The 13,164-nt window shown below is 69.3% G+C and carries 11 protein-coding genes; 2 read left to right on the forward strand and 9 right to left on the reverse strand.

The window, feature by feature from the left end; translation table 11 throughout:
• The 7 genes from L942_RS19145 to L942_RS19175 form a co-directional block, all read right to left on the reverse strand.
• Window positions 1-738, reverse strand: coding sequence for a hypothetical protein (locus L942_RS19145; RefSeq protein ID WP_037362250.1), 738 nt, complete (start codon window positions 736-738; stop codon window positions 1-3).
• Entirely contained in the window at window positions 735-1,232 is a 498-nt protein-coding gene (locus L942_RS19150) for a SigE family RNA polymerase sigma factor (protein WP_037362252.1), read from the reverse strand. The genes L942_RS19145 and L942_RS19150 overlap by 4 nt, the downstream gene beginning before the upstream one ends.
• A gap of 126 nt (window positions 1,233-1,358) precedes the next feature.
• Window positions 1,359-1,931, reverse strand: coding sequence for a Uma2 family endonuclease (locus L942_RS19155; protein ID WP_037362253.1), 573 nt, complete (start codon window positions 1,929-1,931; stop codon window positions 1,359-1,361).
• A gap of 84 nt (window positions 1,932-2,015) precedes the next feature.
• Window positions 2,016-2,633 (reverse strand): acyltransferase, encoded by a 618-nt coding sequence (locus L942_RS19160; RefSeq protein WP_037362255.1) that lies wholly within the window; start codon window positions 2,631-2,633, stop codon window positions 2,016-2,018.
• Window positions 2,633-3,850, reverse strand: a complete 1,218-nt coding sequence (locus L942_RS19165) for a glycosyltransferase family 4 protein (protein WP_235079258.1) — start codon at window positions 3,848-3,850, stop codon at window positions 2,633-2,635. Before L942_RS19165 ends, L942_RS19160 begins: the two co-directional genes overlap by 1 nt.
• Before the next feature lie 37 nt (window positions 3,851-3,887).
• The gene (locus L942_RS19170) at window positions 3,888-4,817 is read right to left on the reverse strand and encodes an NAD-dependent epimerase/dehydratase family protein (protein WP_037362260.1); all 930 of its coding nucleotides are present in this window, start codon (window positions 4,815-4,817) and stop codon (window positions 3,888-3,890) included.
• A 26-nt stretch (window positions 4,818-4,843) separates the two neighbouring features.
• Entirely contained in the window at window positions 4,844-5,992 is a 1,149-nt protein-coding gene (locus L942_RS19175) for a DegT/DnrJ/EryC1/StrS aminotransferase family protein (RefSeq protein ID WP_106964944.1), read from the reverse strand.
• A 114-nt stretch (window positions 5,993-6,106) separates the two neighbouring features.
• Here L942_RS19175 and L942_RS19180 point away from each other — a divergent pair, with 114 nt between their 5' ends.
• Window positions 6,107-9,184, forward strand: a complete 3,078-nt coding sequence (locus tag L942_RS19180) for a BTAD domain-containing putative transcriptional regulator (protein ID WP_037362263.1) — start codon at window positions 6,107-6,109, stop codon at window positions 9,182-9,184.
• A 61-nt stretch (window positions 9,185-9,245) separates the two neighbouring features.
• Window positions 9,246-10,430: an L-2-hydroxyglutarate oxidase gene (gene lhgO, locus L942_RS19185; RefSeq protein ID WP_037362264.1), complete on the forward strand. Its 1,185-nt coding sequence runs from the start codon at window positions 9,246-9,248 to the stop codon at window positions 10,428-10,430.
• A 30-nt stretch (window positions 10,431-10,460) separates the two neighbouring features.
• Here the strand turns inward: lhgO and L942_RS19190 are convergent, their stop codons facing one another.
• Together L942_RS19190 and serS are read right to left on the reverse strand one after the other, a co-directional pair.
• Window positions 10,461-11,462 (reverse strand): DUF3558 family protein, encoded by a 1,002-nt coding sequence (locus tag L942_RS19190; RefSeq protein ID WP_037362265.1) that lies wholly within the window; start codon window positions 11,460-11,462, stop codon window positions 10,461-10,463.
• A gap of 227 nt (window positions 11,463-11,689) precedes the next feature.
• On the reverse strand, window positions 11,690-12,958 hold the full coding sequence (gene serS, locus L942_RS19195; protein WP_081655131.1) for a serine--tRNA ligase: 1,269 nt from the start codon (window positions 12,956-12,958) through the stop codon (window positions 11,690-11,692).
• Window positions 12,959-13,164 lie beyond the last annotated feature (206 nt).

Genomic DNA, 13,164 nt, shown 5'->3' on the forward strand with positions numbered 1-13,164 from the left:
TCATCCGGTGAGGCGCTTGCCGTCCGCGGAGTAGGCGACCAGCGGGGTCGCGCGCTCGGCGGACGGCACCTCGTCCTGGTCGAACCAGAACACGACCACGTCGGGATCCTCGCTCCAGCGCGCCGTGTGCGCCGGGACCGTGCGACCGTCCACTGTGGTCTCGATGCGGGCGGCCGGTCCGCTGAAGTAGCCGTATACCGGGACCCAGACGTCGGACACGGTGGTGCCGCCCGAGGTGGCGTGGAAGCCGAACGAGCGGTCCTGGCCTTCGGATTCGTTGGCGAGGTAGAGCGGACGCAGGTTGCCGTCCGGCTCGGACAGGCTGGCCATCACTCCGAATTGGACAGTCGGCAGGTTTTCCGGATCGTCGATTTCCGTCGCGTAGAAGACAAGTTCGCCGCCGTCGGCGTAGGTGCCGGTGGAAATCACCTCGCCGAGCGGCTTCGGCTCAGCCGTCGTCGAGGCTGGGGCCGGAATAGTCGAAGAAACGCTCGTCACCACTGGGCTTGGGGACGCCGCCGCGTGCACCTGTTCGGGCGCACCGCCCGGCGCGCGCAACCAAACCGCGCCGAACACCACCGCGACCACCGCCACCGCCGCGCCCGAGGACGCCAGAAACCTCCGCCGACGCCGAATCCGCCCGCCTTCCCGGAAAATACGGTCGAGATCGGGCTCCGCGAACGGCTCCGCGGGTGCTTCCTGAAGCGCGGCGCGCAACCGCTCGAGTTCATCAGTCACGCGCTCACCTCCCCGACCAGCGCGTCGCCGTCAACACGCAACTTCGCCAGCGCGCGGGAATTGGTGCTCTTGACCGTGCCGACCGACACGCCTAATTCTTCGGCGACTTGGTGTTCCGGCAAATCGAAGAAATGCCGGAGCACCACTACGGCCCGTTCCTTCGCGGTGAGCCGGGACAACGCGCCGGAAAGCCATTCCCGATCGGTGACCGCATGCGAGATATCGGGCACCTTCGCCGGTTCCGGCATCTCGTCGGTGGCGTATTCGCGAATCGGGCGTCGCCAGGTGTCGATGACGTGATTGGCGAGCACGCGCCGGGCGTAGGCGTAGGGATTCTTGCGCCGCACCCGGGGCCAGGCGGCGTACGTGCGGGTGAAGGCGGTCTGCGCGGCGTCCTCGGCTTGGTGGCGATCGCCGGTGAGCAGGTAGGCGGCGTGGGTGAGGCGGGCGGAACAGGACCGCACGAAGTCGGCGAACTCGTCGTCCCCGCGCACTGTCCCACCCCTGTTCCCCGATTGCCTGTGCTGTCCAGGTTACGGGGATGGGAGACGTGCGTCGACGTAATGGCTGGTCAGTCTTGTCTCAATGGCGACGCATGGTGTTCGGGGAAATGCTGGGCGTCAGCGTTGGGCCCGCGGGTCGATCAACGAGTTCAGATCGAACTTCACCGGCACGCCCGCGACCTCCAGCTCGACGGAACCGGAATACTCGCCGAAATTCTCGTAATCGCCGTCGATCAGCCGGTACGCGATCATGCTGACCGGCGGATCCAGATCGACAATCCAGTACTGCTCGATCCCGGCATCGGCGTACTCGAACAGCTTCGCGCCCTCGTCGACGTGCTTCGTGCCCGGGGAGAGCACTTCGATCACCAGCGCGGCATCCGCCGCCGCGATCCGCGCCGGATTTGCCTCCGCGACCTCAGCCGAGGTCACGACGACGTCGGGGACACGGATGGTCAGCGGGGTCTCGCACAGGAGCAGCTCCGCCTCGGCACCGGCGCTCATCTCTGGGCACAGCTGTTCGTCGAGGAGAAACGCCAACCGCGTCACGGACCGCAGGTGGAACCACATCGGACGCGGCGACACGGACGGGACCCCTTCGACAACTTCGATCCGGACCTTCGGGTTCTCCGGAAGGTTCGCCCAGTCGTCAAGGGTCAGGAGGTGGTGAGGCCACTCAAGGACACTCATGACTTCTCCTTCACCGACAGTGACTGAGAGCAGTGTCCCATGTTACCCGGAGCATCCGCCAGCGCGTGACGCACCGTGTCCGAATCACTTCCCGCTGAAGTCGCCGGACGGGGAGCCCCAGCCGGACGGATCGTCCGACAGGGCGCGGCGGCGGGCGTTTTCCTCGCGGACCCGCTTCACCTCTGACTGGATGTACTCCTCGTCGTAGCGCTGGAACACCCGCGCCGGGTTGCCCGCGACCAGCGAACGTTCCGGGACGTCCTTCGCGACCACCGAGTTCGGCTGCACCGTCGCGAAGTCGCCGATCGTGACGCCCGGCATGATCACCACCAGGCCGCCGATGAAACAGCCCTTGCCGATTTTCACCGGCTTGCGTTCGATCAGGTCGCTGCCGGAATGGTTTTCCAGCGCCATGTTCGCGAGCCAGCTCGAATGCGTGAACACGAGCGTGTTGAGCCCGATGCTGGTGTGCTCGCCGATTTCCAGCCCGCCGCTGGCGTCGAGGGTCGCGCCCTCGCCGACCCAGCAGTGCTCGCCCATGGTGAGGTTGTCCGGGCTGACGATCTTGACCCGCTCCCGCACGCGGCACGATTCCGGCAGGCCGTAGAACTTGGCCCGCTCGGCATCGTTCATGTACTGCGCGACGAGGTCGTTCAGGATCATCGGGCGCAGCCGGTTGCTGCGCTCGTCGTCGAAGAACATCAGTTGTCCGCCACCAGTTTCGTGAGCACCCGCAGGTGTTCTTCGGCCACCACGTCCAGTCCGAAGTTGTCCCGGACCATCGCGGCTTCCCGTTCGGCGATCCGCGCGCGTTCCTTCGGATCGTCCAAAAGGGACAGTACGGTGTTCGCGACCGCCTCGGAGTCGTTCGGCCGCACCAGCAGGATGTTCTCGCCGTTGTGCAGTTCGATGCCGGGGTAGTTGTCCTCGGTGACCGACGCGATGGTCGCGGTGCCGGACAGCATCGCCTCCAGCGACGCGGTGCCGCAGCCGCCGTTGAGGTCGTGCGTGACGATGTCCGCGGCCGCGAAGTACGCCGGCACGTCCGCCTTCGGCACCGCGCCGGTGACGATCAGCGCGTGCGCGACGCCCAGTTCCTTGGCCCGCTGCTGGAACGCGTCGTGATACACCCGGCCGACGATCACCACGCGCAGCCCGGGGTGCCGCTCCAGGATCGCCGGCAGCGCCTCGATCAGCGGCAGCCGGTTGCGCAGCGGGATCACGTGCCCGAGCGACACGATCAGCGGCGCGTCCCCGATTTCCAGTTCCGCGCGCACGTCCTTGGTCACCGGCTTGGCGAAATGCCCGGTGTCCACCGCGATCGGGAAGTACTCGGAGTTGTCGTCGCTCGTGCCGTAACGCTCGACGCAGTAGTCCACGCCGAGCTTGTCGAGAATGACGAAGCGCGGGCGCAGGTACTTCAGCACCGGGTTGACCAGCATCGCGTCAAGCGCCCGGAACACCCCGCCGTACATCTTGTTCTCGCTGATCAGCAGCGTGTGGATGGTCAGCAGGATGGGCAGCTTGCGCCGGCGCGCGTAGACGCCGACCATCCAGGACAGGTCGAAGAACTGCCCGTGCAGATGGACCGCGTCCGGCTTGAACTCGTTCAGCAGCTTCCACAGCCGCCGCCAGTTGCCCGGCCGCATCGACGCGAACGTCATGTCGAAGTCGATCGACAGGCCGAGCTGCGGCATTTTCACCGCGGGCAGGCGCACGACGCGGTATCCGTCGCGCTCCTCCTCCGCCGGCGCGTCACCGTAGGCCGCGGTGATCGCCAGCACTTCGTTCCCGGCGGCCGCGTACTCGGCGGCCAGCGAGGCCGACATGTGTGCGCTTCCGCCCACGCGCGGCGGGAAGAAGTTGTTCACCACCACGATCCGCATGGGTTTTCCTTCGGCCGGGCCCGCAGTGCTCATTACGCATTCCCCTCGGAAAACGCGCCGACGGACAGGCTCACTCGGAGTCCCGCACCAAGGCGCGCATGCCCTCTTCAACGGTGATCGTCGGCTCCCAGCCGAGCACCTCGCGGGCCCGGGTGATGTCCGCGGCGCGACGGGACACGAGGACGTCGCGCTTGTTGAACACCGGCTCGACGTCGACGCCGACCGCCTCGATCAGGATCTTCGCCAGGGTGGCGATGGAGGTGTCGATGCCGGTGCCGATGTTGATCGGCAGGTTCGCCCGCTCCGACTCCAGCGCGGCGACGACGCCCCTGGCGAGGTCGGTCACGTGCACGAAGTCCATCGACTGGTCGCCCGCGCCGTCGATGATCGGCGGCTGGCCGGCGCGCAGGCGCTGGATGAAGTGGTTGATGACCGAGGTGTAGTACGCCTCGATCTTCTGGCCGGGGCCGTAGACGTTGAAGAACCGCAGCGCGTTCCAGGAAAGGCCCTTGGTGCGCTCGTAGAAACCCAGCAGGTCCTCGCCCGCGCGCTTGGAGATGCAGTACGGGGTGAGCGGGTTCAGCTTGTCGTCCTCGTGCATCGGCAGCTTCTCCGGCTCGCCGTACACCGAGGCGCTGGAGGCGAACACCAGGCGCTCGACGCCCTCGTCGGCCGCGGCCGCGAAGACGTTGTTGTTGCCGACCATGTTGATGTCGATCGACTCGCCCGGGTCCGCGATCGACTTGTTGATCGACACGGTGGCGAAGTGGATCGCGTGCGTGCAGCCCCGCATGGCCTCGCGGACGCCGACGCCGTAGCGCACGTCCTTCTCGACCAGTTCGACCTTGCCGGTGGCGACGAACTCGTTGACGCGGTCGCGGTCGCCGCGGGTCATGTTGTCGAAGATGCGGACCGTGTAGTCCTTCTCCAGCAGGATCGGGATCACGTGCGAGGCGATGAAACCGCCGGCGCCGGTGAAGAAAACTTTCTTGTCGGACATGGGTTCTCCTCAGGGAGGTCGGCGGGTCAGGAAAGAGCGGACACGGCTTCGCGCACGGTGGTGACCACGCGCTCGACTTCGCTGTCGGTGAGTTCCGCGTGCATCGGGATGGCCAGCTGGCGGCGGAACGCGTCCGCGGAGACGGGCAGCGGCTGCTGCTCGCCGTACACCGGCTGCAGGTGGGAGGCGTAGGTGCCGAAGTTGCACTGCACGCCCTGCTCGCGGATCCGCAGGGCCAGCGCGTCGCGGCTGATTTCCGGGGCCACCGTCATCAGGTAGGCCTGCCACGGGTGCTCGCGGTCGGGCGCTTCGACCGGCACGGTCAGCGCGTCGACGTCGGCGAACGCTTCGTGGTAGCGCTTGGCCACCGAGCGGCGGGCGGCGAGCAGGTCGGGCAGCCGGTCGAGCTGGACGCCCATGATCGCGGCCTGGATGTCCGACAGCCGGAAGTTCCAGCCCAGCTCGTGGAACTCCGGGATCGGCAGCGTGTCCGAGCCTTCGCGGCTGATCGCCGGTTCGATGCCGTAGGTGTGGATCTTGCGCGCGTGCGCGATCAGGTCCTCGCGGTTCGAGACCAGCGCGCCGCCCTCGCCCGCGGTGATGCCCTTGCGGCCGTGGAAGGAGAACGCGGCCAGGTCGGCGAGGCTGCCGGCCGGGCGGTTGCGGTAGGTCGCGCCCGCGGAGCAGGCGGCGTCCTCGAACAGCCACAGGCCGTGCTTGTCGGCGATGGCGCGGTACTCGTCGAAGTCGCCGGGCTGGCCCGCGACGTCGACGGCCAGGATGCCGACCGTGCGCGGCGTGATGAGCGCTTCGATCGCGGCCGGGTCGGCGCTGAAGATGTCCGGGCGGATGTCGGCGAAGACCGGTTTGGCTCCGGCCTGCAGCACGGCGTGGCCGGTCGCCGGGAAGGTGTAGTCGCCGACGATCACCTCGTCGCCGGGCTGGACGCCGAGCACCTTCAGGCCCAGGAACAGGGCGGATCCGCAGTTGCTGGTGGTCAGAGCGTGCGCGGTGCCGGTGGCCTGTGCGAACCGCTCCTCGAAGCGACGGCACGCCGGTCCCGCGCCGGCCAGCCAGCCGGAACGGAACACTTCGGCGACGGCTGCGAGCTCCTCGTCGCCGACGGTCGGCTTCCCGAGCAGGACGGGTTCGCCCACTGTAGATCTCCTGTGCATCGGGGTGTCCCGCGTTGCGCGGGGTCGCGCCGAAGTGTATAGAAGTCGCGCTTCCCGCCTGTTTCGGGGACAGAACCCACGGGTAAGCACCCGTTCCGGGCATAGGCTCACGCCATGCGGATCGGGGTGCTGGGGGCCGTCGTCGCGTGGGACGGCGCGGGCGGGACGGTCGCCGTGGGCGGCCCGCGAGGCCGGGCGCTGCTGGCGCTGCTCGCGGCGGACGCCGGACGGTTCGTCTCCGCCGAGCGGCTCATCGACTGGCTCTACGGCGAGGAGCCGCCGGACAACGCGGCCAATGCGCTGCAATCGCAGGTCTCGCGCCTGCGCAGCGCGCTGAAACTGCCGATCGAACTCACCTCGGCGGGGTACCGCCTCCGGATTGAACCGGACGAAGTGGACGCGCATCGCTTCACCCGGCTGGCCGGCGAGGGCCGTCGCGAACTGGCCGAGGGCGACCCGACGCGGGCCAGCGACCTGCTCGGCGAAGCGCTCGCGTTGTGGCGCGGACCGGCGTTCGCCGACGTCCCCGCCGCCGAGGTGCAGGCCACCCGGCTGACCGAATTGCGGGCCGAGGCCGCCGCTGACCGGGTCGACGCGGAGATCTCGCTCGGCCGCGCCGCCGACGTCCTCGACGAGCTGCGCACCGCCATCGCCGAGCATCCGCTGCGCGAGCGGTCGCGGGCCCAGCTCGTGCGGGCGCTGCACGCGGCGGGCCGGACCGCCGAGGCGCTGGCCGCGTTCGAGGACGCCCGCCGCACGCTCGCCGACGAGCTGGGCGCGGACCCTGGTCCAGACCTCACCGAGGCACACTTGGCGGCCTTGCGCGGCGAGTCGGCGAACGCCGCGACGCCGTTGCCCGCGCAGCTGACCAGCTTCGTCGGCCGCGACGGCGAACTCCGGCAGGTCGCGGACCTCCTCCGGCAGGCCCGGCTCGTCACCCTGATCGGTCCGGGAGGGACCGGAAAGACCCGGCTGGCCATCGAAGCCGCGGCGGATGCCGGGCCGTGCGTCTTCGTGGAACTGGCCCCGCACGTCGCCGACGACGTTCCGCAGGCCGTGCTCACCGCGCTCGGCCTGCGGAACGGGGCTCGCGGCCGCCAGGACCCGGTCGACCGCCTCGTATCGGCATTGCGCGACCAGGCGACGTTGCTGGTGCTGGACAACTGCGAACACGTCATCGCCGCGGCCGCGAGAGTGGTCGCGCGGGTGCTGCCCGCCTGCCCCGGGCTGCGCGTGCTCGCGACGAGCCGCGAACCGCTCGGCATCACCGGCGAACAGCTCGTGCCGATCCCCCGCTTGGCCGTTCCGCCGCCGGGCGCGGAGACCGTGGAGACCTACCCCGCGGTCCGGCTGTTTCTCGACCGCGCGAGGGCGAGCGATCCGGCGTTCCGGCTGACCGACGAAACGGCGGCCGATATCGCTCGGATCTGCAGCGCGCTCGACGGCCTTCCGCTCGCTCTGGAATTGGCCGCCGCCCGCGTACGCACACTGCCGGTCGCCGATATCGCCGCGCGGCTCGACGACCGTTTCCAGCTCCTCGCCCGCGGCAGCCGCACCGCGGACGAACGGCACCGGTCGCTACGCGGCGTCGTGGAATGGAGCTGGGATCTCCTCGATGACGACGAACGCCGCCTCGCTCGTCGGCTGACCGTCTTCACCGGCGGCGCCACGCTCGCGTACGCCGAGCAGGTGTGCGACGCACCTGTCGACCTGCTTCCCGAACTGGCCGACAAGTCACTCGTCGAACCGTCGAGCGGGCGCTATCGAATGCTGGAGACGATCCGGGCGTTCTGCGCGGAAAAGCTCGATGCCGCAGGCGAGACCGCTCGCTTCCGGAAGGCCCATGCGCAAGCTTTCCGGCAGCTCGTCGAAGAAGCCGACCCGAAGCTGCGTACCGCGGATCAGCTGGACTGGCTGCGGAAAATCGACGCTGAGTACGACAACATCGTGGCCGCGCTCCGGTGGTCGGCCGCGGCGGATCCGGCGACTGCCTTGCGGATCGCCACTGCGCTGTCGATGTATTGGTGGCTGCGCGGACGACGTTACGAAGGCGCGGCGCTGTCGAGGGAAATCGTGCGCCACTGCGAAGCAGAGCCGCCGGAAGGACACCGCGAGCAATTCCTGATGTGCTTGCTGACCGCGATGGCCGGTGCTCCCGAGACCGCCGAGACCGCGAGCTATCGGTCCTATGTGGAGCAGTATCTAGCAGACAGTTCCTGGACTCCGGAGCATCCGATGATGCTCATGCTGTCCGGCGTCGTGCTCGGCCCGCCGGAAGACGACGACGCCCGGCTCCGCTTGTCCGGGCTCGAAAAGCATCCCGACCCGTGGCTCACCGCACTCGTGCCGATGGGCGACGGTCTGCGCTCGATGCTTGCCGGGGAACTCGACGAAGCCGAACGCGGTCTGCGCGAAGGCGAGGCGCGCTACCGGGCACTCGGCGAACGCTGGGGTCTCTCGATGGCGCTCGATCATCTGTCGCAGCTGCTGGTTTTGCTCGGCCGGCACGACGAAGCACTCGCCGCGATGACCGAATCCCTCTCGCTCATGCAGACCCTCGGCGCGACCGACGACTACGCGGACCTGCTGTGCCGTCGCGGCGACAGCCGGGCGTTGCGCGGCGATCTCGACGGAGCGAAGGCGGACTACGAGCGAACCGTCGAACTGGCCCACCGCACCGGAATGCCCGAGACGCGAGCCAGCGGTCACCTCGGCTTGTCCGGTCTCGCCCGCCGCTCCGGCGACCTGGCCACCGCGCGGACCCTCGCCGAGCAGGCGCTCGCCGAATGCGCGGCGGACTCGTTCTCGGCCGCCATCGTGCGGGCCGCCTCGTCGATCGCGCTCGGCTGGATCGACGTGGCCGAACACCGTCCGGAGGACGCCCGGCGGCGGATGCGGCTCGGGGTGGAGATCGCGCAGCACTGGCATGACCACGGGTCACTGGCCACCGCGTTCGAGGGCGTCGCCGGGGTCTTCGCCGAGGAGGGCCGGTTCGCCGACGCCGCCACGCTGCTCGGCGCGGCGGCCGCGGTGCGCGGGACCGCCGTGCCCGGCCAGCACGATGTCGCGCAGGTCACCGCAGCGGCGGAAAAGGCCCTCGGATCAGCCGGGTTCGCCGCCGCCTATACCGCCGGTAAGCAGCTAGAACCGCATCAACGCCTCGCCTTGGCCGGATTGTCCCCGGTTCAGTGAACCGGTACCACGCCGTCGGGGGGTACGCAGCGCCGCGCCGGAGCGCGTAGCCTTCCCTGCCGTGCGGAACGTAGTTGTGATCGGTGGGGGAATCGTCGGGCTGTCGGTCGCTTGGGAGCTGTCCCAGCGCGGCCAGGACGTGACGGTGCTCGAAAAGGAAGCTCGCTGGGCGGCGCACCAGACCGGGCACAACTCCAACGTCGTGCACGCCGGGCTCTATTACAAACCGGGCTCGTTCAAGGCGCGGATGTCGGTCGGCGGCAACCGGTCCATTGTGGATTTCGCCCGGCAGTACGGGGTGCCGGTCGAGGTCTGCGGGAAGCTCGTCGTGGCCACGCGCGAGGAGGAGATCCCCGCGCTGAACACGCTCGCCGAGCGGGCCGAGGCCAACGGCGTGCCGGCCAAGCGGATCACCCCCGCGGAGGCCCGCGAGTACGAGCCGGAGGTGTCCTGCGTCGCCGCGCTGCGCGTCGAGTCGACCGGGATCATCGACTTCCCCGCGGTGTGCGCGGCCCTCGTGCGGCTGCTCGACGAGGCGGACGCGGACCTGCGGCTCAACACGCCCGCGCTCGGCATCCGCCCGGCTCGCGGCGGCGGCGTCGAGGTGGCCACCGGCTCCGAGGTGCTGCACGCGGACGCGCTGGTCAACTGCGCCGGACTGCACGCCGACCGCGTCGCCGAACTGGCCGGGCTCAAGCCGAGCGCGCGCATCGTGCCGTTCCGCGGCGAGTACTACGAGCTGAAGCCGGAGCGCCGCCACCTCGTGCGCGGCCTGATCTACCCGGTGCCGGACCCGACGCTGCCGTTCCTGGGCGTGCACCTGACCCGGATGCTGGACGGCAGTGTCCACGCGGGCCCGAACGCCGTGCTCGCGCTGCGCCGCGAGGGGTACCGCTGGGCGGACGTGTCGGTGAAGGATCTCGCCGACGTCGCCCGTTTCCCCGGTGCCTGGAAGCTCGCGCGCAAGTACGCGTACCCGACCGGCCTGGAAGAGGTGCTGCGGTCGTTCTCGAAGAAGCGGTTCGCCGCCAGCCTCGCGCAGCTCGTGCCCGCGGTCACCGAGGACGACATCGTGCGGCACGGATCCGGCGTGCGGGCGCAGGCGCTGCGTCCGGACGGTTCCCTCGTGGACGACTTCCTCATCGAGTCCACAAAGGACCAGGTGCACGTGCTGAACGCGCCGAGCCCGGCGGCGACGAGCGCGCTGGAAATCGCCAAGTACATCGCCGACCGGGTGACCGACTGAGCTGTCCTCACCCAGTCCGATGTAGACAGTTCAGGAAGGCAGATTCCCCGACACCATCGGGATTCCGGCCTTGACCGCGTCGCACGCTTTGTTCTTGTCGGCCAGCTGCCCGCTGACGATCTGGATCGAGGCGGTGTCCGAGACCGCGAGCCCGGCCGCACAGATCACGCCGCCGGAATCGTTGAAGTTCGGGAACAGCGACCACTTCCGGCCGTTCGCGTCGATCTGCTCGGTGGGCGCGACTTCCATGCCCGGCCAGCGTTTCATCGGCACGTCCGGTCCCACCCAGACCTCGAACGGCTTCTGCCCGCCGTCGCCGTCGGTGTCCTTCCACAGGCAGTAGGTCACGTTCGGCGAGATGACCTTGGAGCTGTCCAGTTCGCCGTTCGGCACCATGTGCAGCTGCTGCGCCTGCTCCGGCTTCAGCAGCTGGCACGGGTTGACCGACGCGAGCGGCCCGGTCGGCGCGGTGCCCTCCGGCGGAGTGCTCGGCGTGATCGGCGGCGCGGGCTGCCCGCCCGGCAGGTGCGCGGCGACCTGCGGGATGACCTTTTTCGTGCGCTCGCACGCCTGCGCGTCGTCCGGATAGGACACGCTCACGAAGGCGAACGACTTGGGCCCGAGCGTCGTGTACAGGTCGCAGCTGCCGCCCATGAACCCGGCGTAGCGCGTCCACGCGAACCCGCCGAGCTGCACCGGCTCGGCCTTCTTGAGGGCGCCCTGGAGGAAGTCGTCGAGGCTCAGGTCCACCGACCAGCCGACCGACATGACCACCGTGTGGTCGGTGTCCGTCGCGGTCCACAGGCACATCGCGGGCGCGCGCTGTTCCTTGCGCGCCTTCACCAGCCTGCCCCGCGGCTGGTAGCCAAGCCCGGCGAGCTGCTTCGCGTCGAGCAGCGTGCACGGATCGACCACCGGCGTGACCGGACCCTGCCCGGGCACCGGCGAAGCCACGCCGCTCACCTGCTGCGTGCACCCGGCGAGCAGCATCGCGACCGCCGCCAGGGCGACCGCCGCTCCCTTTACCCTCATCAGCTGCCTCCTCCGCCCCGCACCCTACTGACCAGCGAGGTTCCGCACCCGCGGAACGGGGAAGGAACGACCGGGAGATCACGGCTCCGGCACTCGCGGTCGCGACCACCAGCCCGGGCAGCCAGATCCGCAGTGCGAAGGGTGGTGCTGAATTTCGCGTCGGCAGAACGGAAACCGGCAGCAGGCTCTGCCGGTTTCCGCCTGAGGTTGTCTCGTCTTCGGAAGGGTCAGCGCTTGACCGGTTCCAGCACCTCGAGCCCGCCGAGGAACGGGCGCAACGCCACCGGCACCCGGACCGAACCGTCGGGCTGCTGGTGGTTCTCCACGATCGCGACGATCCACCGGGTGGTCGCCAGCGTGCCGTTCAGCGTGGCCGCGATCTGCGGTTTGCCGTTCTCGTCGCGGTAGCGCACGGACAGCCGGCGGGCCTGGAAGGTGGTGCAGTTGGACGTCGACGTCAGCTCGCGGTAGGTCTCCTGCGTCGGGACCCACGCCTCGCAGTCGTACTTGCGGAACGCGGACGTGCCGAGGTCGCCGGTCGCGGTGTCGATGACCCGGTACGGGACCTCGATCGCGGCGAGCATCTCCTCTTCCCAGCCCAGCAGCCGCTCGTGTTCGGCCTCGGCGTCCTCCGGCTTGGCGAACACGAACATCTCGACCTTGTCGAACTGGTGCACCCGGATGATGCCGCGGGTGTCCTTGCCGTACGACCCGGCCTCGCGGCGGTAGCACGACGACCAGCCGGCGTAGCGGCGCGGACCGGCGCTCAAGTCGAGGATCTCGTCCGAGTGGTAGCCCGCGAGCGGGACCTCCGACGTGCCGACCAGGTACAGGTCGTCGTCGCGCAGCCGGTACACCTCCGACGAGTGCGCGCCGAGGAAGCCGGTTCCGGCCATGATCTCCGGGCGCACCAGCGACGGCGTGATCATCGGTGTGAAGCCGTTCGCCGTCGCGCGCGCCACGGCCATGTTCAGCAGCGCGAGCTGCAACTGCGCGCCGACGCCGGACAGGAAGTAGAACCGCGAGCCCGACACCTTCGCGCCGCGCTCCATGTCGAGCGCGCCGAGGCCTTCCATCAGGTCGAGGTGGTCGCGCGGGGTGAAGTCGAACGTCGGCGCCTCGCCGACGGTCTTCAGCACCGCGAAGTCGTCCTCGCCGCCGATCGGCGCGTCCGGGTGCACCAGGTTCGGCAGGACGCGAAACAGCCGGTCGAACTCCTCCGACGCCTCGTTCTGCTCGACCTCGGCCGCCTTGACCTGCGCCGACAGATCCTTGGCGCGGGCCAGCAGGGCGGGCTTCTCCTCGGCGGAGGCCTTCGGCACCTGCTTGGACACGGACTTCTGCTCGGCCCGCAGCTTGTCGGCGGTGGCGATCGCAGAGCGGCGGCGCGTGTCGAGGTCGAGCAGCTTGTCGACCACTCCCTCGTCCTCGCCACGGGCACGCTGCGACGCGCGCACGGCTTCCGGGTCTTCGCGCAGAGTCCTGGGGTCAATCACGGAGAGAAGGGTAGTCGCAGGCCAGCCACGGCTTCGACGCGGTTTCCCGTACACACTGTGCGGTGCCCTGAAGACAACCCGACAGTCTGATCGTTGTCGCCCGTTTCCCGCGCTCCCCATACTCGCTAGAACCCGGAGCGGAGGGAATCTGAATGATCGTGTCAAGCCGCCGTGACAGTGGGTTGTGGCGCGGTCGGAGTGAATGT

This window comes from Amycolatopsis orientalis DSM 43388 (assembly GCF_000411975.1).
GTDB lineage: Bacteria > Actinomycetota > Actinomycetes > Mycobacteriales > Pseudonocardiaceae > Amycolatopsis > Amycolatopsis orientalis_D.

Bases quoted from the DNA above. Each gene is read 5' to 3' on its own strand.
- L942_RS19170 (WP_037362260.1), bottom strand. From the start codon at position 4,817: ATGTCCGACAAGAAAGTTTTCTTCACCGGCGCCGGCGGTTTCATCGCC.
- L942_RS19160 (WP_037362255.1), bottom strand. From the start codon at position 2,633: ATGTTCTTCGACGACGAGCGCAGCAACCGGCTGCGCCCGATGATCCTG.
- L942_RS19165 (WP_235079258.1), bottom strand. From the start codon at position 3,850: ATGAGCACTGCGGGCCCGGCCGAAGGAAAACCCATGCGGATCGTGGTG.
- L942_RS19155 (WP_037362253.1), bottom strand. From the start codon at position 1,931: ATGAGTGTCCTTGAGTGGCCTCACCACCTCCTGACCCTTGACGACTGG.
- L942_RS19180 (WP_037362263.1), top strand. From the start codon at position 6,107: ATGCGGATCGGGGTGCTGGGGGCCGTCGTCGCGTGGGACGGCGCGGGC.
- L942_RS19175 (WP_106964944.1), bottom strand. From the start codon at position 5,992: ATGCACAGGAGATCTACAGTGGGCGAACCCGTCCTGCTCGGGAAGCCG.
- L942_RS19190 (WP_037362265.1), bottom strand. From the start codon at position 11,462: ATGAGGGTAAAGGGAGCGGCGGTCGCCCTGGCGGCGGTCGCGATGCTG.